This window comes from Streptomyces sp. NPDC014889 (assembly GCF_043081205.1).
GTDB lineage: Bacteria > Actinomycetota > Actinomycetes > Streptomycetales > Streptomycetaceae > Streptomyces.
Map to the genome: position 1 here is coordinate 451,065 of NZ_JBIBWH010000003.1, position 26,245 is coordinate 477,309.

The window sequence follows — 26,245 nt, forward strand, 5'->3', positions numbered from 1 at the left end:
GGCGGGCCCCGGGTACGTTTGTGACCTGGGGCCCGTTCGCCTATCCGAAGACCCCCGCGCTACGCCCCCGGCGAACACTCCCCTCAGCGGGATTCGCCGAAGGGAGCCGCGCGTTAGGGTCCATGAGTACGGGGGCAGGGGAGTCCCCTGAAGCCCCTGGCAGGAACACGTGAGACGGCCCGGCGCCGTCGTAAGACGAGCAGGTGGATACGTGACGAATCTGATGCCCTCCGCCGCCGGCGAGCCTTCCATCGGTGGTGGCCTCGGCGACCAGGTCTACAACCGGCTGCTGGGCGAGCGGATCATCTTCCTCGGCCAGCCGGTCGACGACGACATCGCCAACAAGATCACCGCACAGCTGCTGCTCCTTGCCGCGGACCCGGACAAGGACATCTACCTGTACATCAACAGCCCCGGCGGCTCGATCACGGCGGGCATGGCGATCTACGACACCATGCAGTTCATCAAGAACGACGTGGTGACCATCGCCATGGGCCTCGCGGCCTCGATGGGCCAGTTCCTGCTCAGCGCGGGCACGCCCGGCAAGCGTTTCGCGCTGCCGAACGCCGAGATCCTGATCCACCAGCCGTCCGCGGGTCTGGCCGGCTCCGCCTCGGACATCAAGATCCACGCCGAGCGGCTGCTGCACACCAAGAAGCGCATGGCCGAACTCACCTCCTTCCACACCGGTCAGTCGGTCGAGCAGATCACCCGCGACTCCGACCGCGACCGCTGGTTCGACGCCCACGAGGCCAAGGAGTACGGCCTCATCGACGACGTCATCCCGACGGCCGCCGGCATGCCGGGCGGCGGCGGCACCGGGGCCTGAGCCGCTCCCACGGGGCCCACGAGGCCCCCTGAGCCGCTCCCGCGGAGTTCCCGGCCCCATGGCGGGCTTCCGGACCTCCGCGCGGCCCAGCCAGCCCCAGCCGACCGCCCAGCCCTTTTTCAGGAGACACCGTGAACGACTTCCCCGGCAGCGGCCTCTACGACCGTGCGCATGCCGAGTACACCGGCCCCACGGCCGAGTCCCGCTACGTCATCCCGCGCTTCGTGGAGCGCACCTCCCAGGGCATCCGCGAGTACGACCCGTACGCGAAGCTCTTCGAGGAGCGGGTGATCTTCCTCGGCGTCCAGATCGACGACGCCTCCGCCAACGACGTCATGGCGCAGCTGCTGTGCCTGGAGTCGATGGACCCCGACCGGGACATCTCGGTCTACATCAACAGCCCCGGCGGCTCCTTCACGGCGCTCACCGCGATCTACGACACGATGCAGTTCGTGAAGCCCGACATCCAGACCGTGTGCATGGGCCAGGCCGCCTCGGCCGCCGCCGTCCTGCTGGCCGCGGGCACGCCGGGCAAGCGCATGGCGCTGCCCAACGCCCGGGTACTGATCCACCAGCCGTACAGCGAGACCGGTCGCGGTCAGGTCTCCGACCTGGAGATCGCCGCCAACGAGATCCTCCGGATGCGTTCGCAGCTGGAGGAGATGCTGGCCAAGCACTCCACCACGCCGATCGAGAAGATCCGCGAGGACATCGAGCGCGACAAGATCCTCACGGCCGAGGAGGCCCTGTCGTACGGGCTGATCGACCAGATCATCTCGACCCGCAAGATGAACAACGCGTCCGTCCGCTGACGGGAGGCAGTATCGTCTGCCACTCCTTGGCACGGTGCACGTCAAAGCGAACCGTGCCAAGGGGGGCCCGAACGAGGGGCCCGGCAAGGTACCGTCGACATAAGGCAGCACCAGGAGCCGCTGGACCTAGGCGTCTCCCAGGCGAAGGGGAAGCACACCGTGGCACGCATCGGTGACGGCGGCGATCTGCTCAAGTGCTCGTTCTGCGGCAAGAGCCAGAAGCAGGTCAAGAAGCTCATCGCAGGGCCCGGTGTGTACATCTGCGACGAGTGCATCGATCTCTGCAACGAGATCATCGAGGAGGAACTCGCGGAGACCAGCGAGGTGCGCTGGGAGGAGCTGCCCAAGCCCCGTGAGATCTACGAGTTCCTGGACGGGTACGTCGTCGGCCAGGAGGCCGCGAAGAAAGCCCTGTCCGTCGCGGTGTACAACCACTACAAGCGCGTCCAGGCCGGCGAGAACGGCGGCGCGCAGGGCCGGGACGACGGCATCGAACTCGCCAAGTCCAACATCCTTCTGCTGGGCCCCACGGGCTCCGGCAAGACCCTGCTGGCCCAGACGCTGGCCCGCATGCTGAACGTCCCGTTCGCCATCGCCGACGCCACGGCGCTGACGGAGGCCGGGTACGTCGGCGAGGACGTCGAGAACATCCTGCTGAAGCTGATCCAGGCGGCCGACTACGACGTCAAGAAGGCCGAGACCGGGATCATCTACATCGACGAGATCGACAAGGTCGCGCGGAAGAGTGAAAACCCCTCCATCACCCGCGATGTGTCGGGCGAGGGCGTCCAGCAGGCTCTGCTGAAGATCCTGGAGGGGACCACGGCCTCGGTCCCGCCGCAGGGCGGCCGCAAGCACCCCCACCAGGAGTTCATCCAGATCGACACGACGAACGTCCTGTTCATCGTGGGCGGCGCCTTCGCGGGTCTGGAGAAGATCATCGAGGGCCGGGCGGGCGCCAAGGGCATCGGCTTCGGCGCGACGATCCGTTCCAAGCGGGAGCTGGAGACCAAGGACCAGTTCGAGGACGTCATGCCCGAGGACCTGGTCAAGTTCGGCATGATCCCGGAGTTCATCGGCCGGCTTCCGGTGATCACCTCGGTCCACAACCTGGACCGCGAGGCGCTCCTGAAGATCCTCGTCGAACCGCGCAACGCCCTGGTGAAGCAGTACCAGCGCCTGTTCGAACTCGACGGCGTGGAGCTGGACTTCGAGCGCGAGGCCCTGGAGGCCATCGCCGACCAGGCCATCCTCCGCCAGACCGGCGCCCGCGGACTGCGCGCCATCATGGAGGAGGTGCTCCAGGGCGTGATGTACGAGGTTCCGTCCCGCAAGGACGTGGCCCGCGTGGTCATCACGGCCGACGTCGTCCTCTCCAACGTCAACCCGACCCTGATCCCGCGCGACGCGCGCGGCCGCGGCCCGGGCGAGCAGAAGACGGCGTAACCGCCGCCGCACGAACCAGAAAGGGGCCCCGGTCGACCCGACCGGGGCCCCTTTCGGTGTGTGTCAGGCCTTGACGCGGACGTCGTTGCGCAGCTTCGCCGTGAGATCGGCCGCGTCCTCGAGGGAGACGCCGCCTCCCGTCGCCATCTTGGCCACCTCCACCGACAGCACGACAGCGAGCGTGCTGTGGTCCCCCCAGACGCACATGGGCACGTTCATGACCTTCGGAACGCCGTCCGTCGCCTTGTCGTTCGTGATCTTGGCGTTCTGGCACTTCATGATACCGTTGTTGAAGCCGGACGGCGTCATCTTCTGCGGGCTGCCCTCGAGTTCGCCCTTGCCGCCATCGCCGCCCTTTTCCTTCTGGGACTCGGTCTTCATCTTGGCGAACATCGCGTCGACGATGGCCTCCGGGTCATCGATCGTGCCGTAGACACCGCTGAAGTTCAGCATCTTCAGCGTCAGACCCTCACCGGCGCTGTAACCGGCACTGACGTCCTGGGGGTTCTTCACGCCCCACTTCTCGGCGTCCTTGAGGTCGGACTTGGTCATGCCGTCGGAGTCGTCGTTCGGGCCCTTCTTGTACTCCCCGCCCAGCACCGTCGCCGGCGTCGTCAGCTTGTGCGGGCCGTCGTTCTTGACGCTGGAGCCGCCGCCCCCGCCGAACACGAAGTACGCGCCCACCGCGATCGCCGCGACGACCGCCACCGCGCCGATGATCAGGCCCGTCTTCTTGCCGCCGCCACCGGGGGCCGGGGGCTGCGGGGCGCCGCCGTAGGGAGGCTGGCCGTACGGGGGCTGCTGGCCGTAGGGGTTCGGCTGGGGCGGGACGCCCGGGGCGGCGGGCTGCTGCGGGTAGCCGTAGCCGGGCTGCGGCTGGGCGGGAGGGGCCTGCTGGGGGTAGCCGTAGCCGGGCTGGGGCGGTCCCTGCGGCGGCTGCTGGCCGTAGGGACCAGGCTGGCCGTACGGCCCGGGCTGCTGGGGCTGCCCGCCGTACGGGCCCGGCTGGTTGTCGCTCATTTCCTGGGTTCCCCTCCAGATGCTTATGTGTCCCTGACATCCTGGCCCAGGTACGGGCACACCATGTCATCGGGGTCGCCACCGTTACGAAACAAATGCGGTTCGGGACAGCGCGGTGACGCATCTAAACTGACCCCGTGACCGAGAACGCTCAGCAGCAGCCACCAGCGCCCGACACCGAACTGCCGACCCAGTACGCGCCGGCCGACGTAGAGGGGCCGCTGTACGAGCGCTGGGTGGAGCGGGGTTACTTCGAGGCGGACGCGAAGAGCGACAAACCGCCGTTCACCGTCGTCATCCCGCCGCCGAACGTCACCGGCAGCCTCCACCTGGGGCACGCCTTCGAGCACACGCTCATCGACGCCCTCACGCGCCGCAAGCGCATGCAGGGTCACGAGACGCTGTGGCAGCCGGGCATGGACCACGCCGGCATCGCCACCCAGAACGTCGTCGAGCGCGAACTCGGCAAGGAGGGCAAGTCCCGGCACGACCTCGGCCGTGAGGCCTTCGTCGAGCGCGTCTGGCAGTGGAAGAACGAGTCCGGCGGGCAGATCTCCGGCCAGATGCGCCGCCTCGGCGACGGCGTCGCCTGGTCCCGTGAGCGCTTCACCATGGACGAGGGTCTTTCGCAGGCCGTCCAGACCATCTTCAAGCGGCTCTACGACGACGAACTGATCTACCGCGCCGAGCGCATCATCAACTGGTGCCCCCGGTGCCTGACCGCCATCTCCGACATCGAGGTCGAGTACCAGGACGACGACGGCGAGCTCGTCTCGATGACGTACGGCGAGGGGGACGACACCATCGTCGTCGCCACCACCCGTGCCGAGACCATGCTCGGCGACACCGCCGTCGCCGTGCACCCCGACGACGAGCGCTACCGCCACCTCGTCGGCAAGCTCATCAAGCTGCCGCTGACCGACCGTTCCATCCCGGTCGTCGCGGACGAGCACGTCGACCCCGAGTTCGGCACCGGCGCCGTCAAGGTCACCCCGGCCCACGACCCGAACGACTTCGAGATCGGCCGGCGCCACGACCTGCCCGCCATCACCGTGATGGACGAACACGCCGTCATCACCGTCCACGGCCCCTTCCAGGGCCTGGACCGCTTCGAGGCGCGCTCCGCCATCGTCGGCGCGCTGCGCGCCGAGGGCCGGATCGTCGCCGAGAAGCGCCCGTACGTCCACTCCGTCGGCCACTGCTCGCGCTGCAAGACCACCGTCGAGCCGCGCCTGTCCATGCAGTGGTGGGTCAAGGTCGGCCCGCTGGCCCAGGCCGCCGGCGACGCCGTCCGGGACGGCCGCGTCAAGATCCACCCGCAGGAGATGGAGAAGCGGTACTTCGACTGGGTCGACAACCTCCACGACTGGTGCATCTCGCGGCAGTTGTGGTGGGGCCACCGGATCCCCGTCTGGTACGGGCCCGGCGGCGAGGTCGTCTGCGTCGGCCCCGACGAGCAGCCGCCCGGCACCGAGGCCGAGGGCTGGAAGCAGGACACCGACGTCCTCGACACCTGGTTCTCCTCCGGCCTGTGGCCGTTCTCCACCCTCGGCTGGCCCGAGCAGACCGAGAGCCTCGCGAAGTTCTACCCGAACTCCGTCCTGGTCACCGGCTACGACATCCTCTTCTTCTGGGTCGCCCGGATGATGATGTTCGGCCTGTACGCGATGGACGGCACCCCGCCGTTCCACACCATCGCCCTGCACGGCATGGTCCGCGACCAGTTCGGCAAGAAGATGTCGAAGTCGTTCGGCAACGCGGTCAACCCGCTGGACTGGATGGACAAGTACGGCTCCGACGCCCTCCGGTTCACCCTCGCCCGCGGCGCCAACCCCGGCGTCGACGTGCCGATCGGCGAGGACTGGGTCCAAGGCTCGCGCAACTTCGCCAACAAGATCTGGAACGCCACCCGCTTCGCGCTGATGAACGGCGCGACGGTGGACGGGCCGCTGCCGGACGCCGCGAAGATGTCGGCGACCGACCGCTGGATCCTGTCCCGGCTGAACTCGGTCGTCGCCGAAGTCGACGCGTACTACGAGGACTTCCAGTTCGCCAAGCTGTCGGACACCCTGTTCCACTTCGCCTGGGACGAGGTCTTCGACTGGTACGTCGAGCTGTCCAAGACGACGTTCCAGGCGGGCGGCGAGCCGGCCGAGGTCTCCAAGCGTGTCCTGGGCGAGGTCCTGGACGTCACGCTGAAGCTGCTGCACCCGGTCGTCCCGTTCGTCACGGAGACGCTGTGGACGACGCTGACCGGCGGCGAGTCCGTCGTCGTCGCCGAGTGGCCGGCCGACAGCGGCTTCCGGGACGCGGGCGCCGAGATGGAGATCGAGTCCCTCCAGTCGGTCATCACCGAGGTCCGCCGTTTCCGCGCCGACCAGGGCCTCCAGCCCGGTCAGCGCGTCCCGGCCCGGCTGACCCTCGACGGCACGGCACTGGCGCCGCACGAGGCCGCCATCCGCCAGCTGCTGCGCCTCCAGCCGGAGGGCGACGGCTTCACCGCGACGGCGACGCTGCCGGTCTCCGGCGCCGAGGTGGCCCTCGACCTCTCCGGGACGATCGACGTGGCGGCGGAGCGCAAGCGCCTCGCCAAGGACCTGGCGGGCGCCGAGAAGGAGAAGGCCCAGGCGACGGCGAAGCTCGGCAACGAGGCCTTCCTGGCCAAGGCCCCGGACAACGTCGTGGAGAAGATCCGGGGCCGCCTGGCCAAGGCGGAGGAGGACATCACCCGGATCGCCGCGCAGCTGGAGCGGCTGCCGCAGGCGTAGCGCACGGGCGCACCCCGCAAGCGCGGGGAGCGGACCCACGTGAGGGCGGCGAAGGCCCCCGGAGCCACTCGGCTCCGGGGGCCTTCGCCCACGTATGTCGGCGAGCCTCCGTACACTGGCCCCGTGAGTGAGCTCCCCCCGGACCCCAGTGGTCAGCCCGACCCCCTCGACTCCTTCGACGAGATCATCGAGGCCGAGACCACCCGCGACCCCGACCTCGCGGTGATCGAGGCCGGCAGCCGCACCCTGCGCACGCAGGGCGGGCCGCCGCAGGCCGACGTACCCGGACGCCCGGAGGACCCCGAGGTCGACCGTGCGCTGCGCGAGGTCGAGGGCGAGCTGGCCACCCGCTGGGGCGAGACCAAGCTGGAGCCCTCCGTCAGCCGGATCGCCGCGCTGATGGACGTCCTGGGCGAGCCGCAGCGGTCGTACCCGTCGATCCACATCACCGGCACCAACGGCAAGACCTCCACCGCCCGCATGATCGAGGCCCTGCTCGGCGCCTTCGAACTGCGCACCGGCCGGTACACCTCCCCGCACGTGCAGTCGATCACCGAGCGGATCAGCCTGGACGGCGCCCCGATCTCCGCCGAGCGGTTCGTCGAGACGTACCAGGACATCAAGCCGTACGTGGAGATGGTCGACGCCTCGCAGGAGTACCGCCTGTCCTTCTTCGAGGTGCTGACCGGCATGGCGTACGCCGCCTTCGCCGACGCGCCGGTCGACGTGGCCGTCGTGGAGGTCGGGATGGGCGGCAGCTGGGACGCCACGAACGTCATCGACGGTGACGTCGCCGTGGTGACCCCCGTCGACCTCGACCACACCGACCGCCTGGGCTCCACGCCCGGCGAGATCGCGGGCGAGAAGGCCGGCATCATCAAGCAGGACGCCACCGTGATCATGGCCCAGCAGCCGGTGGACGCCGCACAGGTGCTGCTGAAGAAGGCCGTGGAGGTCGACGCGACCGTCGCCCGCGAGGGGCTGGAGTTCGGTGTCGCGGCCCGCGGGGTGGCCGTGGGCGGGCAACTGCTGACCCTGCGCGGGCTGGGCGGCGAGTACCCCGAGGTGTACCTGCCGCTGCACGGCGCCCACCAGGCGCACAACGCCGCCGTGGCGCTCGCCGCCGTCGAGGCGTTCTTCGGCGTCGGCGCGCAGCGCGCCGAGTCGCTGGACCTGGAGACGGTGCGCAAGGCGTTCGCGTCCGTGGCCTCGCCCGGCCGGATGGAGGTCGTACGGCGCTCGCCGACCGTGGTGCTGGACGCCGCGCACAACCCGGCGGGCGCGCGGGTGACCGCCGAGGCGGTCCAGGAGGCGTTCGACTTCAGCCGGCTGATCGGGGTGGTCGGGGCCAGCGGCGACAAGAACGTGCGCGGTCTGCTGGAGGCCTTCGAGCCGATCTTCGCGGAGATCGTGGTGACGCAGAACTCCAGTCACCGCGCGATGGACGCCGACGAACTGGCCGCGCTCGCCGTCGAGGTGTTCGGCGAGGACCGGGTCCAGGTCGAGCCGCGGCTGCCGGACGCGCTGGAGGCCGCGATCACGCTCGCCGAGGAGGAGGGCGAGTTCTCCGGCGGCGGTGTGCTCGTCACCGGCTCCGTCATCACCGTCGGTGAGGCCCGACTGCTCCTGGGAAGGGGCTGACTTCTCGTGCGTACGCTGTGTTCCTCGACCCTGATCGGCGAGTTCTTCGTCATCGGCTTCGCCGCGCTGGTCGCGATGAAGGACCCCGGCCTGTCCATGGCGACGGTGTGGACGGTCAGCGGCATCGCGATGCTGCTGTGCCTGCTGCTGTGCGGCGTGGTGACCCGGCCCGGCGGTGTGGTCCTCGGCTGGGTGCTCCAGGTGGCGCTGATCGCGTCCGGTCTGATCGTGCCGATGATGTACTTCCTCGGCGCGGTCTTCGCGGCCCTGTGGTGGGCCTCGGTGCACTTCGGGCGGAAGATCGAGGAGGCCAGGGCCAGATTCGCGGCGCAGGCCGCCGAGGCCGGCCCTCCGGCTGACGCTGCGTGACAGGAACGGCGACACGCCCTGTAACCTCGTCCCACCGCACATCTGCCAGGTGAAGGAGCCACCCGTGACCCAGCGCACCCTCGTCATCCTCAAGCCCGACGCCGTCCGTCGTGGCCTGACCGGCGAGATCATCAGCCGTATCGAGCGCAAGGCCGGCTGGCAGATCACCGCGCTGGACCTGCGCACCCTGGACACGGAGACCCTGGAGCAGCACTACGGCGAGCACAAGGGCAAGCCTTTCTACGAGCCGCTGATGGTGTTCATGGCCTCCGGCCCGGTCGTCGTCATGATCGTCGAGGGTGAGCGGGTCATCGAGGGCGTGCGTGCGCTGGCGGGCCCGACCGACCCGATCGCCGCCGCCCCGGGCTCGATCCGCGGCGACTTCGGCGTGATCGTCCGGGAGAACCTGATCCACGCCTCCGACTCCGAGGAGTCCGCCGAGCGCGAGGTGAAGATCTTCTTCCCGGGCCGCGGCTGACCCCCGAGAGCCCTCCTTGGCCCCGCCGGGCTGACAGACCGTCAGCTCGGCCGTCCGCCTGACCTGGGCGGCCGCGCGAACCCGGCCGCCCGGTGGCATACGCGGTCCCGATCGGGGGAACGAGTGCCCCCGATGGACCGTCTCCACAAGCGGGTCGGTACGCCATCTGCTGACAATGGCGAAGACCCTCGCGCAGTGTTCGTGCAGGCGCGTCTACGATGGAAGCCTTCACGTCACAGCACCCACCTCGCCGTACCTGAACTGCCGTCAAAAGCTCCCAGGGAAGGCCAGACGAATCCTGATGGGGAACTCAATGTCGTTCATCGGCCGTGACATGGCTGTCGACCTCGGGACCGCCAACACGCTGGTGTACGTCAGGGGTCGCGGGATCGTACTCAACGAGCCGTCCGTCGTCGCGATCAACACCAACACCGGTGGGATCCTCGCGGTCGGCGCCGAGGCGAAGAAGATGATCGGGCGCACGCCGGGCAACATCGTCGCCGTGCGTCCGCTCAAGGACGGCGTGATCGCGGACTTCGAGATCACCGAGCGGATGCTCCGCTACTTCATCCTGAAGATCCACAAGCGGCGGTATCTGGCTCGTCCGCGCGTCGTCGTCTGCGTGCCCTCCGGTATCACCGGCGTCGAGCGCCGCGCCGTCATCGAGGCCTCGTCCCAGGCCGGCGCGCGCCAGGTGCACATCATCGAGGAGCCGATGGCCGCGGCCATCGGCTCCGGCCTGCCGGTCCACGAGGCCACGGGCAACATGGTGGTGGACATCGGCGGCGGCACCACGGAGGTCGCGGTCATCTCGCTCGGCGGCATCGTCACCGCCCAGTCCATCCGCGTCGCCGGCGACGAGCTGGACAACGCCATCATCCAGCACGTCAAGAAGGAGTACTCGCTCCTGCTGGGTGAGCGTACGGCCGAACAGATCAAGCTCACGATCGGTTCGGCGTACGACCTCGACTCCGACGAGCACACCGAAATCCGAGGCCGGGACCTCGTCTCCGGCCTGCCCAAGACCGTCGTCATCTCGGCCGCCGAAGTGCGCAGGGCCATCGAGGAACCGGTCAACGCGATCGTCGACGCGGTCAAGACGACGCTCGACAAGTGCCCGCCGGAGCTGTCCGGCGACATCATGGACCGCGGAATCGTTCTGACCGGCGGCGGTGCACTGCTGCGCGGACTGGACGAGCGGCTGCGCAGTGAGACCGGCATGCCGATCCACATCGCCGAGGACCCGCTGGACAGCGTGGCGCTCGGCTCGGGCAAGTGCGTCGAGGAGTTCGAGGCACTCCAGCAGGTCCTTGACGCCCAGCCCCGCAGATGACACAACTCTTCGACTCCGCCGTACGAGATGATCTTTTCTCGTACGGCGGATCGTTGATATAGAGGCTTAAGCTCCCGCAAGCGGGCCCCTTGGGACGGCGCGCAGACCGCGCTTCGCCGGGGCCACCCAGTTCCTATGAGGAAGGCACGGCCGCCGCACGTGAGGGACACGAAAGAGAGCCGGCTGCTCCTGGTGCTGCTGATCGCCATCGCGTTCGCGCTGATCACGGTGGACATCCGCGGCGGGGAGAACTCCCCGGTGGACGGTGCCCGGCAGGCCGCCGCCACCGTCTTCGGCCCGATCGAGAACGGTGTGTCGGCCGCGGTGAACCCGGTCGGCAACGCGGTCTCCGCGGTCCGCGACTCCGGCGAACGCCACGACCGGCTCGCCGCGCTGGAGAAGGAGAACGCCGCCCTCAAGGCCGAACTCGGCAGCGACGACCGCAAGCGCAGCCGTCTCACCCAGCTCAACAAGATGCTGAAGCTGGCCGGTGAGGGCCAGTACGGCATCAAGGGCGCCCAGGTCATCGCCATAGGGGCGACCCAGGGCTTCTCCTGGACCATCACCATCGACGCGGGCGCCTCCGACGGCATCCAGCGCGACATGACCGTCCTCAACGCCGACGGACTGGTCGGCCGCGTCACCACCGTGGGCCCCAGCACCTCCACCGTGCTGCTCGCCAACGACCCCGACTTCACCGTCGGCACCCGCATGGAGGGCAGCGACGAACTCGGCTTCGCCTCCGGCCAGGGCGACCGGCCGCTGCGCGTCCAACTCCTCAACGGCAAGTCGGACGTGAAGAAGGGCGACCGCATGGTCACCTTCGGCTCCCAGGCCGACAAGCCCTTCGTGCCGGGCGTCCCGGTCGGTGTCGTCTCCCGCGTCGACCCCTCCGGCGGCGACCTGACCCGCACGGTCTACGTCACCCCGTTCGTCGGCTTCACCAAGCTCGACGTCGTCGGCGTCGTCGTCCAGGCCCCCAAGAAGGACCCGCGCGACGAGGTCCTGCCGCCGAAGCCCAAGCCCACTCCGACGCCCACGGTGACCGTCACGGTCACCCCCTCCGCCGACGCCTACGCCCCCGACCGGCCGCAGCAGTAGGAGCTTCACGTCCCATGCGCCTCAACCGGATCCTGCTCTCCACCGCGCTGGTCGTCGTCGCCCTGGTCATCCAGGTGAGCGTCCTGTCCCGGCTGCACCTGCCCGGCGCCGTCCCCGACCTGCTGCTGCTCACCGTGCTCGGCCTTGCCATGGTCTACGGCCATGTCGGCGGCGCCCTCGTGGGCTTCGGGGCCGGACTGCTCGCCGACATCGCCCCGCCCGCCGACCACGCCGCCGGCCGCTACGCGCTCGTGCTGTGCGTCATCGGCTACCTCGCCGGACTCATCAAGCCCGAGAACGGCCAGGTGAAGTCGGCCACCGGCCCCATGGCCGTGGTGGTGGGCGCCGCCATCGGCTCCACCCTGCTGTACGCGGGCGTCGGCGCCCTCGTCGGCGACACCGCCGCCCGCCATGTCGGCCTGGGCGGACTGCTCCTGACGGCCGCCGTGTACGACCTGCTGCTCGCGCCCTTCGTGGTCCCCGGGGTCATGTGGCTGGCCAGGCGCGCGGACAACGACCCGCTCGCCGAGACCGGCTCCGCCACCAGGAAGACCGACATCTCCTCGGGCTGGCTCTCCTCCGGCACCGGACTGAGCATCGGCGGCCGGCGGGGCGCGCTCGGCAGCCTGAAGGCCAAGGCCCGCACCCGCACCACCCGGGTCGGCCGCATCAAGGGGGTCAAGCGCCTGTGACAGCACGGCAGTCGGCCGCTTCGCCGGCCGCACAGGTCCGTTACACGCACTGAGAGGGGGAGGCAGCACCCGTGACCAACATCCCTGAGACCGGCAGGACCCCACGCGTCCAGACCCGGCTCGTCGTCATCCAGATCCTCGTCCTCTCCCTGCTCGGCACCCTCGGCGGCCGACTGTGGTACCTCCAGATCCGCGAGGGCGCCCACTACCAGAAGGAGGCGTCGGGCAACCACGTCCAGCAGGTCGTCCAGCCCGCCGTGCGCGGCTCCATCCTGGACGCCCGCGGTGTGCCGCTCGCCGACAACGAGACCCGGTTGGTGGTCTCCGCCTCCCGCACCGACCTGCTGAAGCAGAAGGACGACGGCAAGGCGGTCCTCACCAAGCTGGCCGGCGTCCTCGGCATGGACGTCGACGAGGTCATGCTGAAGGTCCGGCTGTGCGACGCCAAGACCCCGCAGCCCTGCTGGAACGGCTCGCCGTACCAGCCCATCCCCATCACCGACGAGGCCACCCCGCGCCAGGCCCTCCAGATCCGCGAGCGCGCCGAGGACTTCCCGGGCATCACCGCCGAACCCGAGGCCGTGCGCCGCTACCCCGGGCCCGGCAAGTCCAACTCCGCGCAGGTCCTCGGCTACCTCTCACCGGTCACCGACGACGAGATCCAGCAGGCCAAGGACACCGACTCGCCCTACCTGCGCTCCGACATGGTCGGCCGCTCCGGCCTCGAACGACAGTATGACCGGGAGCTGCGCGGCAAGGCCGGCGTCACCCGCTACGAGGTCGACAACCTCGGCCGGGTCATCGGCAAGTCCAAGTCGGACCCCGCCGAAACCGGCTCCAGCCTGGTCACCAGCATCGACTCCCGCGTCCAGCGGATCGCCGAGTACGAGCTGGACAAGGCGATGAAGGCCGCGCGGACCCAGTGGGACAGGAACACCAACAGGAACTACAAGGCCGACTCCGGGGCCGTCGTCGTGATGGAGGCCAAGACCGGCCGTATCGTCGCCATGGCGTCCGCGCCCACGTACGACCCCAACGCCTGGGTCGGCGGCATCTCCTCCAAGGACTACAAGGCGCTCACCGGCAAGAACTCCAACTACCCGCTGCTCAACCGGGCCATCCAGGGGCAGTCCGCGCCCGGCTCGACGTTCAAGGTGGTCTCCACGGCCGCCGCGGTCGAGGCCGGCTACGACTTCAACGGCAACTACCCCTGCGTCAGCTCCTACTCGGTCGGCAACCAGGTCTTCAAGAACTTCGAGGGGGAGAACTTCGGCCCGATCTCGCTCGGCCGGGCCCTGGAGGTCTCCTGCGACACCGTCTTCTACTACCTCTCGGACAACGAGTGGAAGAAGGACGGCGGCATCAACCCCAAGAAGGGCAAGCCCAAGGACTACTTCTACAAGGCCGCCCACCAGTTCGGCCTCGGCAAGGAGACCGGCATCGACCTGCCCAACGAGGTCACCGGCCGGGTCCCCGACCGCGAGTGGAAGCAGCGGTACTGGGAGGCCAACAAGGACGGCTGGTGCAAGACCGGCAAGAAGGACGGCAGCTACGTCGAGAAGATCGCGTACGAGAACTGCCTGGAGGGCAACAAGCTGCGCGAGGGCGACTCGATCAACTACTCCATCGGCCAGGGCGACACCCTCGTCACCCCGATCCAGGAGGCCGTGATCTACGGCGCGATCTCCAACGGCGGCACCATGTACACGCCGACCATCGGCAAGGCGGTCATCAGCCCCGACGGCAAGCAGGTCACCGAGATCAAGCCCAAGTCCCACGGCAAGCTGCCCGTCACCAAGGCCACCCGCGACATGATGGACCAGGCCCTGGCCGGTGTGGCCACCCGCGGTACCGCCGCCTGGAAGTTCGCCGGCTGGCCGCAGGACAAGATCCCGCTGCACGCCAAGACAGGTACCGCCGAGGTCTACGGCAAGCAGACCACCTCCTGGCTGGCCACCTACAGCAAGGACTACTCGGTCATCATGACCATCGCCCAGGCCGGTACCGGCTCCGGCGCCTCCGGTGAGGCCGTCCGCAACATCTACAGCGCCATGTACGGCGTCCAGGCCGACGGCTCCATCGACAACAAGAAGGCCCTGCTGCCCACCCCGCAGAAGAGCCTGCCGCAGATCCGCCCCGACGGCTCGATCGCCGCCCCGAAGGTCCCGGCCGACCCGGCCAAGGACCAGGAGGAGGTCGCCAAGCAGGCCGCCGAGCAGGGCGGCGGCACCGCGCCGAACGACCAGCAGGGCGGCACCACGGCCGGCGACCAGCAGGGCGGCGCCTCGCCGAACGACCAACTGCCGCCGGCGACCACCGCCTCGCCCCCCACAGGCAACCGCCAGACCCGTAGGCGCCAACGCCGAAGGGGAAGCCGGAGGATCACCGCATGACCGGCGCGAACAGCTTCTCCATCTCCGGATACGGCCCCCAACGGGGCGGCTGGACACGGGTCTTCGCCCGCGACTCGGCCGCCCGCCGGCTCGACTGGCCGATACTGTTCTGCGCGCTCGCGCTGTCCGCGATCGGCGCCGCCCTGATCTACTCCGCCACCCGCAACCGCACCGGCATCAACCAGGGCGACCCGTACTACTTCCTGCTCCGGCACCTGATGAACACCGGCATCGGGTTCGCCCTGATGATCGGCACCGTCTGGCTGGGCCACCGCACCCTGCGCAACGTCGTGCCCATCCTGTACGGACTCTCGGTCCTCGGCGTGCTGCTGGTGCTCACCCCGCTCGGCGCCACCATCAACGGCAACCGCAACTGGATCGTCCTCGGCGGCGGCTTCTCCCTCCAGCCCTCCGAGTTCGTGAAGGTCACGATCATCCTGGGCATGGCGATGCTGCTCGCGGCCCGGGTCGACGCGGGCGACAAGATGTACCCCGACCACCGCACGGTCCTGCAGTCGCTCGGACTGGCCGCCGTACCGATCATGGTCGTGCTGCTCATGCCCGACCTCGGCACGGTCCTGGTCCTGCTGACCATCATCCTGGGCGTGCTGCTCGCCTCCGGCGCGTCCAACCGCTGGATCTTCGGCCTGCTCACCGCGGGCGTCGTCGGATGCATCGCCGTCTGGCAACTGCACATCCTGGACGAGTACCAGATCAACCGGTTCGCCGCCTTCGCCAACCCCAGCCTCGACCCGGCCGGCGTCGGGTACAACACCAACCAGGCCCGCATCGCCATCGGCTCCGGCGGTCTGACCGGCGCGGGCCTCTTCCACGGCTCCCAGACCACCGGCCAGTTCGTCCCCGAACAGCAGACCGACTTCGTCTTCACGGTCGCGGGCGAGGAACTCGGCTTCGTCGGCGCCGGACTCATCGTCGTGCTGCTCGGCGTCGTACTCTGGCGCGCCTGCCGCATCGCCCGCGAGACGACCGAGCTGTACGGCACCATCGTCGCCGCCGGGATCGTCGCCTGGTTCGCCTTCCAGTCCTTCGAGAACATCGGGATGACCCTGGGCATCATGCCGGTCACCGGCCTGCCCCTGCCCTTCGTCTCCTACGGCGGCTCGTCGATGTTCGCGGTCTGGGTGGCGGTCGGACTGCTCCAGTCGATCAGAGTGCAGCGGCCCATGTCCGCGTAGCGGCGACCCGCGCCCCGGACCCCTGCCGCCGGGGCCGTACCCGCACTAGATTCGGGTCATGGCGGACATCAAGGCGAAAAGGGAGATCGAGCGGAAGTACGAGACGGGCGACGGCGGGCTGCCCGATCTGAGCGGCGTCCTGACCGGCGTCGGCCCGGTGGCGGCCGTCGTCGACCAGGGCGTCGCCGAACTCGACGCCGTCTACTACGACACCCCCGACGAACGCCTCGCCGCCGGCGGACTCACCCTGCGCCGCCGCACCGGCGGCGCCGACGCGGGCTGGCACCTGAAACTCCCGGTCGCCACCGGCGTACGCGACGAGATCCACGCCCCCCTCTCCGACACCGTCCCGCCCGACCTCGCCGCGCTCGTCCACTCCCGCGTCCGCGAGGGCGAACTGCTCCCACTGGTCCGCCTCCGCACCCGGCGCGGCACCCGCCACCTCGTCGACGCCGACGGCACCCCGCTCGCCGAGGTCGTCGTCGACGCCGTACGGGCCGAACGGCTGACCGGCCACGACGGCGCGGCCCAGTGGACCGAGATCGAGGTCGAACTCGCCGACGACGGCGACCCGGCCCTCCTCGACGCCGTCGACACCCGCCTGCGCGAGGCCGGCGTACGGCCCTCCCCTGCGGCCTCCAAACTGGCCCGCGCCCTGACCGAGACCGCCCCGCCGGACCACCGCCCCGCCGCACCGGCCCGGCACAAGCCACCGAAGACGGCCGGCGACCACGTCCTCGCCTATCTGCGCGCCCAGCGCGACGCCCTCGTCGCCCTCGACCCCGCCGTACGCCGGGACGAGTACGACTCCGTCCACCGCATGCGCGTCGCCACCCGCCGCCTGCGCAGTGCCCTGCGCACCTACCGCAGGGTCCTGGACCGGACCGCCACCGACCCGCTCCGCGCGGAACTGAAACGGCTCGGCATCGAACTCGGCCGCGACCGCGACCAGGAAGTCCTCACCGAACGCCTCACCGCCGCCCTCGACGACCTGCCCTACACCCTGGTCACCGGCCCCGTCCGCACCCGGCTGCGCACCTGGTCGCAGACCGCCCACGGCGACGCGCGCCGGCGGTTCCTCGCCGACCTCGACAGCGACCGCCACCTGGCCCTCCTCGACGCACTGGACGCCCTGCTGGCCGACCCGCCGCTGCGCCCGGCGGCCGCCGGCAAACCGGCCAAGGTGATCGCCAAGTCCGTACGCAAGGACCTCGCCGCGCTCTCCGACCTGCTCCAGCAGGCCCTCGGCCTGCCGCCGGGCCACGACCGCGACCTCGCCCTGCACGAGGCCCGCAAGAGGGCGAAGGCCACCCGGTACGCGGCCGAGGCGGCCGAACCCGCCCTCGGTGATCCGGCCGCCGGCCTGGTGAGGGCGGCGAAGTCGCTGCAGAACCTGCTCGGCGACCACCAGGACAGCGTCATGGCCCGCCGCACCCTGCGCGAACTGGCCGGGCAGGCGCACGCGGCGGGGGAGAGCGCCTTCACGTACGGGGTGCTCCACGGACGCGAGGAGCAGCGCGCGGCCGAGCTGGAGGCGCGGCTATCGGAAACCTCGCGGGCGCTCAAGAAGACGGTCAAGAAGGGGGCGGCTCTCTGAGCGCTCCGGGCCCGCCTTCCGAGCGTTCGGGGCAGGCCCGGGACCGGGTTACGCTTGATGGTCACCCCTGTCAGCTCAGCGAAGGTCCGTCGAGATGCCTGCCGAAGCCGCCGAGACCGTCGAGTCTGTGTTCCCGCAGCTCGAAGCCCTGCTCCCGCATGTGCAGAAGCCGATCCAGTACGTGGGCGGCGAGCTCAACTCGACCGTCAAGAACTGGGACGACTGCGATGTCCGCTGGGCGCTCATGTACCCGGACGCCTACGAGGTCGGCCTGCCCAACCAGGGCGTCATGATCCTCTACGAGGTCCTCAACGAGCGCGAGGGCGTCCTGGCCGAGCGCACCTACAGCGTGTGGCCCGACCTGGAGGCGCTGATGCGGGAGCACAGCGTTCCGCAGTTCACGGTGGACGGCCACCGCCCGGTGAAGGCCTTCGACGTCTTCGGCCTGTCCTTCTCCACGGAGCTGGGCTACACGAACATGCTGACGGCCCTGGACCTGGCCGGAATCCCCCTGGAGGCCAGGGACCGCACGATCGACGACCCGATCGTGATGGCGGGCGGCCACGCGGCGTTCAACCCCGAGCCGATCGCCGACTTCATCGACTGCGCGGTCATCGGCGACGGCGAGCAGGCGGTGCTGGAGGTCACGGAGATCATCCGCGCCTGGAAGGCGGAGGGCCGCCCGGGCGGGCGCGAGGAACTCCTCTTCCGCCTGGCCCGGACGGGCGGGGTGTACGTGCCCGGCTTCTACGACGTCGAATACCTCCCCGACGGCCGCATCGGCCGCGTGGTCCCCAACAGGTCGGGCGTCCCGTGGCGCGTGTCGAAGCACACGGTGATGGACCTGGACGAGTGGCCGTACCCGAAGCAGCCGCTGGTGCCGCTGGCGGAGACGGTCCACGAGCGCATGTCGGTCGAGATCTTCCGCGGCTGCACGCGCGGGTGCCGCTTCTGCCAGGCCGGCATGATCACCCGCCCGGTGCGCGAGCGTTCCATCACGGGCATCGGCGACATGGTGGAGGCCGGGCTGAAGTCGACGGGCTTCGAGGAGGTGGGCCTGCTCTCCCTGTCCTCGGCCGACCACTCGGAGATCGGCGACATCGCCAAGGGCCTCGCCGACCGCTACGAGGCCGACAAGATCGGCCTCTCGCTGCCCTCCACCCGCGTGGACGCCTTCAACATCGACCTGGCGAACGAGCTGACCCGCAACGGCCGCCGCTCGGGCCTCACCTTCGCCCCGGAGGGCGGCTCCGAGCGCATCCGCAAGGTCATCAACAAGATGGTCTCGGAGGACGACCTGATCCGCACCGTCGCCACGGCCTACGGCAACGGCTGGCGCCAGGTGAAGCTGTACTTCATGTGCGGTCTGCCCACGGAGACCGACGACGACGTCCTCCAGATCGCCGACATGGCGACCCGTGTGATCCAGAAGGGCCGTGAGGTCTCCGGCTCCAACGACATCCGCTGCACGGTGTCGATCGGCGGCTTCGTCCCCAAGCCGCACACCCCGTTCCAGTGGGCGCCCCAGCTCTCCGCCGAGGAGACGGACACCCGCCTGGAGCGGCTCCGCGACAAGATCCGCGGTGACAAGAAGTACGGCCGCTCGATCGGCTTCCGCTACCACGACGGCAAGCCCGGCATCGTCGAGGGCCTGCTCTCCCGCGGCGACCGCCGGATCGGCGCCGTCATCCGCGCGGTCTACGACGACGGCGGCCGCTTCGACGGCTGGCGCGAGCACTTCTCCTACGACCGCTGGATGGCCTGCGCCGACAAGGCCCTGGCCCCCTTCGGCGTGGACGTCGACTGGTACACCACCCGCGAGCGCACCTACGAGGAGGTCCTCCCCTGGGACCACCTCGACTCCGGCCTCGACAAGGACTGGCTCTGGGAGGACTGGCAGGACGCCCTCGACGAGACAGAGGTCGACGACTGCCGCTGGACCCCCTGCTTCGACTGCGGGGTGTGCCCGCAGATGGACACGGCCATCCAGATCGGCCCGACCGGCAAGAAGCTGCTCCCCCTGACGGTCAAGAACGCGGCCCCGGCGGCCGCGGCGAGTGGTCACGCGCACTGAGGGTCCCAGTGCCTGCCGTGCTCGGCAGGCCACAGCGGGAAGGAAGCGCGATGGAGATCAGAGGATCGACAGCCCTGGTGACAGGGGCCAACCGTGGCATCGGGCACGCATTCGCTCGTGCACTGATCGAGCGGGGAGCCGCCAAGGTCTACGCCGGTGTCCGCGATCCGGCGAGCGTGGGCGACGAGGAGCTCTCCCCGCTGCGTCTGGACGTCACCAGGCCGGAGGAGGTCGCGTCGGCGGCCGAGGCCGCCGGTGACGTCACCATCGTCGTCAACAACGCGGGCGTCGGAGGCTTTGGGACCAAGCTGCTCACGGGCTCCTTCGACGGCGCGCGCGAGGCGATGGAGATCAACTACTTCGGCACCTGGGCCGTTTCCCGCGCCTTCGCCCCGGTCCTGGCGCGCAACGGCGGCGGGGCACTGGTGAACATGCTGTCGGCCGTCTCCTGGATCTCCCGGCCGGAGTATCCCGGGTACGCGGCCTCCAAGGCGGCTCAGTGGTCGTTGACGGGCGCGCTGCGGGAAGGTCTGCGCGAGCAGGGCACGCTCGTGATCGGCGTCCACGCCGGTTTCGTGGAGACGGATCTCAGCTCCTTCACGGACGCACCCAAGATCAGCGCGGCGGACGTGGCGGCGCAGACCATGGACGCCCTGGCGAACGATCGGGTCGAGGTCCTCGCCGACGAGCGGACCAGGCAGATCAAGCAAGCCCTGGCGCAACCACTCGGACAGTGAGCTCTCGGCCAGTGGTCCGCCGGGAACCCGAGGTGGCCGAAACGCGTACTCTAGAGAGAAGGACCGGGCGCGAAGCCACCGACGAGGGTTGGCGCCACGGACCGTCCGCCGTACACGAGGAGAAGTTCCACTGGGCAAGCGACAGCCCGAAGGCCCACCGCCCGCACCCGCGGTGCAGCGCATCCGACTGCGCTACACCAAGCGAGGCCGCCTCCGGTTCACCAGCCACCGTGACTTCCAGCGCGCCTTCGAGCGTGCGCTGCGCCGTGCCGAGGTGCCGATGGCGTACTCGGCGGGGTTCACGCCGCACCCGAAGGTCTCCTACGCCAATGCCGCACCCACCGGCACGGGCAGTGAGGCGGAGTACCTGGAGATCGCGCTCACCGCGCCCCGCGACCCGGAGCGCCTGCGTGAGTTGCTCGACGAGTCGCTGCCCTCCGGGCTGGACGTCGTCGACGCGGTCGAGGCCCGTACGTCGGGGCTCGCCGACCGGCTGACCGCTTCCGTGTGGGAGCTGCGGCTGGACGGCGTGGACCCGGCCGAGGCCGAACGCGCGGTCGCGGCCTTCAACGGGGCCGGGACCGTGGAAGTGCAGCGCCTGACCAAGAACGGCATGCGCACCTTCGACGCCCGGTCCGCCGTGGTGGACCTGGGGAGTATGGAAACGCACGGTTCGGCGGCTGATGGGCCGACCGGCCAGCCTTGTGCGATACTGCGGCTGGTTGTTCGGCACGTGACGCCTGCCGTACGACCCGACGACGTCCTGTCCGGTCTCCGCGCCGTGGCCGACCTGGCGCCGCCGGTCCCCGCAGCGGTGACCAGGCTGGCGCAGGGGCTGCTCGATGAAGAGACCGGCACGGTGACCGACCCGCTCGCGCCCGACCGCGAGGCAGACCTGGCCGCCCCGGCCGATTCAGTGGGGGCCGCCGTTCCTGCCGCCGCGAAGGCGCCTGCGTAGGGACGGTTCCGCACCGGGACGGACGTTGAAAGCGCCGCCCTCGTACTCGGGAGCCACCTGGGTCGGGCAGCGCACCGACCAGAAGACTTTCGCCAGGCCGTGCACGACAAGGGGTACGGAACCGGCGAGACAGGACACAGAGAGCTCCCGTGCGGCGCCCGCGCCCCGGACGGCGGCCGACGCGCATCGCGCGGCCGCGGACGTCAACGGTGCCGATCGACGTGATCGGCGCCGGACCAGGCGCGGCGCCCGGGAGCCTGACGGGAGATTCGCCCGCATGCTCGAACCGACCGAACCCATCGTGGGTTCCGAAGAACTGAACACCCCCAGCGACACCCTGCCGCCGCGTCGTCGGCGCCGTGCCGCGTCCCGCCCGGCGGGTCCGCCCGCCGCCGCGTCCTCCGAGGCCGCGGCCGAGATCACCGCTCCGGCCGTACCGGCCGCCGCTGCCGCGGAACTCGCGGAGCAGGTGGAGGAGACTCCCGGGACAGCGGAGGCCGCCGAGGCGGAGCCGGCCGTAGTCGCCGGTGAGGACACCGAGGAGACGGAGGGGGCCGAGGAGGCAGCCGAGGCCGCCGCCGAGGAGGCGGCGCCCGCGCGCCGTACGCGGCGTCGCGCCTCCGCGCCCGCCGGGACCCCCAAGGCCACCGAGGGCGAGGCTGCCGCCGAGACCGTCGTGCAGGCGGCGGCCGTCGCCGAGACGCCGGCCACCGGGTCCGGTGCCGTCGAGACGCCCGCCGGGTCCGTGGAGGTCGGCGAGGCCGCCGCCCCGCGGCGTACCCGCCGGCGTGCCACGCGCAGCGTGACCACGCCTGCCGCGTCCACGGAGGCCGTCGAGGCGGCCGTCCCGGCCGCGCCCACGGAGAGCGCGGAGCCCCGGACGAGCGTCGAGACCGTCGCCGAGCCGGCGGCGGAGGCGCCCGAGCCCGCCGCTCGTACGCGGCGCCGCGCCACCCGGCGCGTGTCCGCGCCCGCCACAAGCGCTGCCCCCGCCGAGGAGACGGTGCCCCAGGCCGCCGCCACCGGTGAGCCCGCCGCCGAAGCCGAGGGCGAGACCGTCGGCGAGGACGCGGCGCCGCGCCGCACGCGTCGGCGTGCCACGCGCCGTGTGTCCGAGCCCGCCGCCGCGCCCGTGAGCGTGGCGGCCGAGTCCGCAAGCGCCGCCCCCGCCGCCGAGGCTCAGGCTGGCGCTGCCGCCGAAACCGCGGCCACCGAAACCGGGACCGCCGAGCGCGAGTCCGACGCGGAGGTCGTGGAGGACGCGGCGCCGCGGCGCACCCGTCGGCGTGCCACGCGCCGTGTGTCCGAGCCCGCCGCCCAGACCGCCGCCGTTTCCGAGGCCCCCGAGGCCCGGTCCGACGAGGTTCCCGGCGAGGGCGAGGCCCCCGCCGAGGTCACCCCCGCCGCCGAGGAGAGCGGGACGCGGCGGAGCCGGCGCCGGGTCGTCCGGCGTGCCGCGACCGGGTTCTCCGAGCCCGCCGCCGAGTCCACCGCCGGTGACGGCGAGTCGACGCGCAGGCCCGCTCGGCCCGCCGTCGCCGTGTTCCAGGCGCCCGTCTTCACCGAGCCGATGTTCCAGACCCCGGAGCGTGCCGCCGCCGCGGCCGCGGCCGAGGCCGCCGAGAGCGAGGAACTCCCGGAGGAGCAGCCCGAGCAGGTCGAGCAGACCGAGCACTCCGACCAGGGCGGCTCGCGCCGCCGCCGTCGTCGCCGGGGTTCCGGTGGCGAGGAGTCCGAGACCCGGACGGCCGCGACCGCCGACGAGTCCGCCGAGGACGAGTCGGAGGAGGAGTCCGCCGAGTCGGCCGACGACGCCGTCGAGGGCGAGGACGGCGAGGAGTCCGGTTCCCGCCGTCGCCGTCGCCGCGGTGGCCGTCGCCGCCGCCGGGGCGAGTCCGCCGAGGCCGGCGAGGACGCGGAGGAGAGCGACGAACTCGCCGCCGAGCAGGCCGCGCAGGACGCCGAGGACACCGCCGAGCAGCTCGACGAGGACGAGGAGGACGCGTCCGGGGCCGAGGACTCGGCCGACGAGGACGAGGGCCGGCAGGGAGGCGGCGGCTCCAGCAGCAGCCGCCGTCGCCGTCGGCGTCGTCGCCGGGCCGGTGACGGCGCCGGGGAGGGCGAGCCGTCCGCCGACGACCCCGAGCGCACCGTCGTCAAGGTGCGCGAGCCCCGCAAGGCCGCCGAGCCGTCCGACGAGGTGCAGTCCATCAAGGGCTCGACCCGTCTGGAGGCCAAGAAGCAGCGCCGCCGCGAGGGCCGCGAGCAGGGCCGCCGCCGGGTGCCGATCATCACCGAGGCCGAGTTCCTGGCCCGCCGTGAGGCCGTCGAGCGGGTGATGGCCGTCCGGCAGCACGGCGACCGTACGCAGATCGGCGTCCTGGAGGACGGCGTGCTCGTCGAGCACTACGTCAACAAGGAGCAGTCGACCTCGTACGTCGGCAACGTCTACCTGGGCAAGGTGCAGAACGTCCTGCCCTCGATGGAGGCCGCCTTCATCGACATCGGCAAGGGCCGCAACGCCGTCCTGTACGCGGGCGAGGTCAACTTCGAGGCGCTCGGGATGGCCAACGGACCCCGCCGCATCGAGTCCGCGCTGAAGTCCGGGCAGTCCGTCCTCGTCCAGGTCACCAAGGACCCGATCGGACACAAGGGCGCCCGCCTGACCAGCCAGGTCTCCCTCCCGGGCCGCTACCTCGTGTACGTCCCCGAGGGCTCGATGACCGGCATCAGCCGCAAGCTGCCCGACACCGAGCGGGCCCGGCTGAAGACCATCCTCAAGAAGATCGTCCCCGAGGACGCGGGCGTCATCGTGCGCACCGCCGCCGAGGGCGCGAGCGAGGACGAGCTGCGCCGCGACGTCGAGCGGCTCCAGTCGCAGTGGGAGGACATCAAGAAGAAGGCCAAGGGCGGCAGCTCGAGTGCGCCGTCGCTGCTGTACGGCGAGCCGGACATGACCGTCCGGGTCGTGCGCGACATCTTCAACGAGGACTTCTCCAAGGTCATCGTCAGCGGCGACGAGGCGTGGGAGACGATCCACGGGTACGTCTCGCACGTCGCCCCGGACCTCGCGCCGCGTCTGCAGCGCTGGACCAGCGAGGTCGACGTCTTCGCCACGTACCGGATCGACGAGCAGCTCGCCAAGGCGCTGGACCGCAAGGTCTGGCTGCCCAGCGGCGGTTCGCTGGTGATCGACCGGACCGAGGCGATGGTCGTCATCGACGTCAACACCGGCAAGTTCACCGGCCAGGGCGGCAACCTGGAGGAGACGGTCACCAGGAACAACCTGGAGGCGGCCGAGGAGATCGTGCGCCAGCTTCGGCTGCGCGACCTCGGCGGCATCATCGTGATCGACTTCATCGACATGGTCCTGGAGTCCAACCGCGACCTGGTGCTGCGCCGCCTGCTGGAGTGCCTGGGCCGGGACCGTACGAAGCACCAGGTGGCCGAGGTGACCTCGCTGGGCCTGGTGCAGATGACCCGCAAGCGGGTGGGCCAGGGCCTGCTGGAGTCCTTCTCCGAGACCTGTGTGCACTGCAACGGCCGCGGTGTCATCGTCCACCTGGAGCAGCCGAGTGCCGGCGGTGGCGGCGGGAGCAAGCGCCGCAAGCGCGCCCGCGCCGGTGCCGAGCAGCCGCACGAGCACGAGGCCGTGGCCGCCGAGGTGGTCGCCCCGACCGCCGAGGAGGAGGCGGAGACCGAGTCGGAGGCCGCCGGGCCCATCACGCTGCCCGCGCTGGAGATGGCCCCGGACGAGGAGCTGTACAGCAGCGTCGCCGAGGCGGAGGCCGCGGCGAGCCGTGGTCGTACGCGGCGCCGCGCGAGCCGGCGGGCGTCCGCGCCCGCGGGCGCGCCGAAGGCCCACGCCGACGGCGGCGCCCCGGCTCCCACGGCGCAGGACGTGACGGCGGCCGAGGAGGCCGCGCGTCCGGTTCTCCCGGAGCCGGCCGAGCAGGCTCAGGCCGAGCCCGTGGCCGTGGAGGACCCGACGGTCCCTGCCGTGGCCGAGGAGGCCGCCCCCAAGGGCCGTGCGCGTCGTCGCGCGACCCGCAAGGTGTCGGCGCCGGCCGGGTCCCCGGAGGGTGCCGAGGCGTCCGTGGTGACGGTGCCGGAGGCCGCGCCGGCGGCGCCCGCCGAGGCGCGGGACACCGTGGGCGAGGCGGCTGAGGTTCCGGCGGCTCAGCCGGAGGCTCCGGCCGAGTCCGCCGCCCCGGCCCGTCCGCGCCGCCGCGCCGTGCGCAAGGCCACCGCGCCGACCGCGCCCGAGGACACGGCCGTCGTGGTCGTCCCGTCGGGCACGGCGGAGGAGGCCGTCGCGCAGGACACGCGGAACGCGGTCACCGAGTCCGCCGAGCCGGCGGCCGAACAGGCCGCTGTGGACCCCGAGTCGGCCGAGACCGCCGCCGAGGAGGCCGTCCCGGCCAAGAAGACGGCCCGCAAGGTCGCCAAGAAGGCCACGGCGAAGAAGGCCGCCACGAAGAAGGCGGTGGCCAAGAAGACGACGACGGCCAAGAAGACCGCCGCGAAGAAGGCCACGGCCAAGAAGGCGGCGAAGACCGCCAAGACGGCCACGGCCGCGAAGAAGTCCGCGTCGAAGAAGACCGCGGCGGCCGAGCAGTCGTCGCCGTCCGTCTCGGCCTCGACGGAGGACTGACCGGCTCGCACCCCGCGGGGGGGGGGGGGGGGGGGGGGGGGGGGGGGGGGGGGGGGGGGGGGGGGGGGGGTACGCCGCCCCCCCCCCCCGGCGCGGCCGCCCCGCCCCCCCCCCCCGCGGGGGGGCGCGCGGGCCGCCCCCCCCCCC

18 protein-coding genes are annotated in these 26,245 nt (G+C 71.1%); 17 read left to right on the forward strand and 1 reads right to left on the reverse strand.

The features are described 5' to 3' along the window. Positions 1-223 precede the first annotated feature (223 nt). The 3 genes from ACF09J_RS08280 (at position 224) to clpX (ending at position 3,087) form a co-directional block, all read left to right on the forward strand. Positions 224-829 (forward strand): ATP-dependent Clp protease proteolytic subunit, encoded by a 606-nt coding sequence (locus ACF09J_RS08280; RefSeq protein WP_199836507.1) that lies wholly within the window; start codon positions 224-226, stop codon positions 827-829. Between the two features lie 131 nt (positions 830-960). After that, positions 961-1,641 carry an ATP-dependent Clp protease proteolytic subunit gene (locus ACF09J_RS08285; RefSeq protein WP_392304571.1) on the forward strand — a complete coding sequence of 227 codons (681 nt, stop codon included), beginning with the start codon at positions 961-963 and terminating at the stop codon, positions 1,639-1,641. A gap of 159 nt (positions 1,642-1,800) precedes the next feature. Then, entirely contained in the window at positions 1,801-3,087 is a 1,287-nt protein-coding gene (gene clpX / locus ACF09J_RS08290; RefSeq protein ID WP_100566838.1) for an ATP-dependent Clp protease ATP-binding subunit ClpX, read from the forward strand. A 63-nt stretch (positions 3,088-3,150) separates the two neighbouring features. Here clpX and ACF09J_RS08295 read toward each other — a convergent pair whose 3' ends face one another. Beyond that, positions 3,151-4,107 (reverse strand): hypothetical protein, encoded by a 957-nt coding sequence (locus ACF09J_RS08295; protein ID WP_392304572.1) that lies wholly within the window; start codon positions 4,105-4,107, stop codon positions 3,151-3,153. Positions 4,108-4,244: 137 nt separating this feature from the next. Here ACF09J_RS08295 and ACF09J_RS08300 point away from each other — a divergent pair, with 137 nt between their 5' ends. The 14 genes from ACF09J_RS08300 (at position 4,245) to ACF09J_RS08365 (ending at position 26,098) form a co-directional block, all read left to right on the forward strand. Further along, a complete protein-coding gene (locus ACF09J_RS08300) occupies positions 4,245-6,875 on the forward strand; it encodes a valine--tRNA ligase (RefSeq protein WP_392304573.1) in 2,631 nt (876 codons plus the stop codon). A gap of 123 nt (positions 6,876-6,998) precedes the next feature. Next, positions 6,999-8,516 carry a bifunctional folylpolyglutamate synthase/dihydrofolate synthase gene (locus ACF09J_RS08305; RefSeq protein WP_392304574.1) on the forward strand — a complete coding sequence of 506 codons (1,518 nt, stop codon included), beginning with the start codon at positions 6,999-7,001 and terminating at the stop codon, positions 8,514-8,516. A gap of 6 nt (positions 8,517-8,522) precedes the next feature. Then, positions 8,523-8,885 carry a DUF4233 domain-containing protein gene (locus ACF09J_RS08310; protein WP_392304575.1) on the forward strand — a complete coding sequence of 121 codons (363 nt, stop codon included), beginning with the start codon at positions 8,523-8,525 and terminating at the stop codon, positions 8,883-8,885. Positions 8,886-8,949: 64 nt separating this feature from the next. Next, positions 8,950-9,363 (forward strand): nucleoside-diphosphate kinase, encoded by a 414-nt coding sequence (gene ndk / locus ACF09J_RS08315; RefSeq protein ID WP_392304576.1) that lies wholly within the window; start codon positions 8,950-8,952, stop codon positions 9,361-9,363. 313 nt (positions 9,364-9,676) lie between these two features. Beyond that, the gene (locus tag ACF09J_RS08320) at positions 9,677-10,696 is read left to right on the forward strand and encodes a rod shape-determining protein (protein ID WP_100566843.1); all 1,020 of its coding nucleotides are present in this window, start codon (positions 9,677-9,679) and stop codon (positions 10,694-10,696) included. A 159-nt stretch (positions 10,697-10,855) separates the two neighbouring features. Further along, positions 10,856-11,797 (forward strand): rod shape-determining protein MreC, encoded by a 942-nt coding sequence (gene mreC, locus ACF09J_RS08325; protein ID WP_392304577.1) that lies wholly within the window; start codon positions 10,856-10,858, stop codon positions 11,795-11,797. 14 nt (positions 11,798-11,811) lie between these two features. Beyond that, complete coding sequence (gene mreD / locus ACF09J_RS08330; RefSeq protein WP_392304578.1) at positions 11,812-12,489, forward strand: rod shape-determining protein MreD; 678 nt, start codon at positions 11,812-11,814, stop codon at positions 12,487-12,489. A gap of 71 nt (positions 12,490-12,560) precedes the next feature. Continuing rightward, positions 12,561-14,882, forward strand: coding sequence for a penicillin-binding protein 2 (gene mrdA, locus ACF09J_RS08335; RefSeq protein ID WP_392304579.1), 2,322 nt, complete (start codon positions 12,561-12,563; stop codon positions 14,880-14,882). Further along, on the forward strand, positions 14,879-16,078 hold the full coding sequence (rodA, locus tag ACF09J_RS08340) for a rod shape-determining protein RodA (RefSeq protein WP_392304580.1): 1,200 nt from the start codon (positions 14,879-14,881) through the stop codon (positions 16,076-16,078). Before mrdA ends, rodA begins: the two co-directional genes overlap by 4 nt. Positions 16,079-16,136: 58 nt before the next feature. Beyond that, positions 16,137-17,675: a CHAD domain-containing protein gene (locus tag ACF09J_RS08345; protein WP_392304581.1), complete on the forward strand. Its 1,539-nt coding sequence runs from the start codon at positions 16,137-16,139 to the stop codon at positions 17,673-17,675. A gap of 94 nt (positions 17,676-17,769) precedes the next feature. Continuing rightward, positions 17,770-19,749 carry a TIGR03960 family B12-binding radical SAM protein gene (locus tag ACF09J_RS08350; protein ID WP_392304582.1) on the forward strand — a complete coding sequence of 660 codons (1,980 nt, stop codon included), beginning with the start codon at positions 17,770-17,772 and terminating at the stop codon, positions 19,747-19,749. 50 nt (positions 19,750-19,799) lie between these two features. Further along, the gene (locus ACF09J_RS08355; RefSeq protein ID WP_392304583.1) at positions 19,800-20,486 is read left to right on the forward strand and encodes an SDR family oxidoreductase; all 687 of its coding nucleotides are present in this window, start codon (positions 19,800-19,802) and stop codon (positions 20,484-20,486) included. Positions 20,487-20,658: 172 nt separating this feature from the next. Further along, positions 20,659-21,444 carry a TIGR03936 family radical SAM-associated protein gene (locus ACF09J_RS08360; RefSeq protein WP_392304584.1) on the forward strand — a complete coding sequence of 262 codons (786 nt, stop codon included), beginning with the start codon at positions 20,659-20,661 and terminating at the stop codon, positions 21,442-21,444. Between the two features lie 277 nt (positions 21,445-21,721). Continuing rightward, positions 21,722-26,098 (forward strand): Rne/Rng family ribonuclease, encoded by a 4,377-nt coding sequence (locus ACF09J_RS08365; protein ID WP_392304585.1) that lies wholly within the window; start codon positions 21,722-21,724, stop codon positions 26,096-26,098. Positions 26,099-26,245 lie beyond the last annotated feature (147 nt).

What these genes read in the sequence shown, in the direction of transcription:
- ACF09J_RS08280 (WP_199836507.1), top strand. Translation starts at nt 224, where the DNA reads ATGCCCTCCGCCGCCGGCGAGCCTTCCATCGGTGGTGGCCTCGGCGAC.
- ACF09J_RS08295 (WP_392304572.1), bottom strand. Translation starts at nt 4,107, where the DNA reads ATGAGCGACAACCAGCCGGGCCCGTACGGCGGGCAGCCCCAGCAGCCC.
- ACF09J_RS08320 (WP_100566843.1), top strand. Translation starts at nt 9,677, where the DNA reads ATGTCGTTCATCGGCCGTGACATGGCTGTCGACCTCGGGACCGCCAAC.
- mreD (WP_392304578.1), top strand. Translation starts at nt 11,812, where the DNA reads ATGCGCCTCAACCGGATCCTGCTCTCCACCGCGCTGGTCGTCGTCGCC.
- rodA (WP_392304580.1), top strand. Translation starts at nt 14,879, where the DNA reads ATGACCGGCGCGAACAGCTTCTCCATCTCCGGATACGGCCCCCAACGG.
- ACF09J_RS08345 (WP_392304581.1), top strand. Translation starts at nt 16,137, where the DNA reads ATGGCGGACATCAAGGCGAAAAGGGAGATCGAGCGGAAGTACGAGACG.
- ACF09J_RS08350 (WP_392304582.1), top strand. Translation starts at nt 17,770, where the DNA reads ATGCCTGCCGAAGCCGCCGAGACCGTCGAGTCTGTGTTCCCGCAGCTC.
- ACF09J_RS08355 (WP_392304583.1), top strand. Translation starts at nt 19,800, where the DNA reads ATGGAGATCAGAGGATCGACAGCCCTGGTGACAGGGGCCAACCGTGGC.
- ACF09J_RS08365 (WP_392304585.1), top strand. Translation starts at nt 21,722, where the DNA reads ATGCTCGAACCGACCGAACCCATCGTGGGTTCCGAAGAACTGAACACC.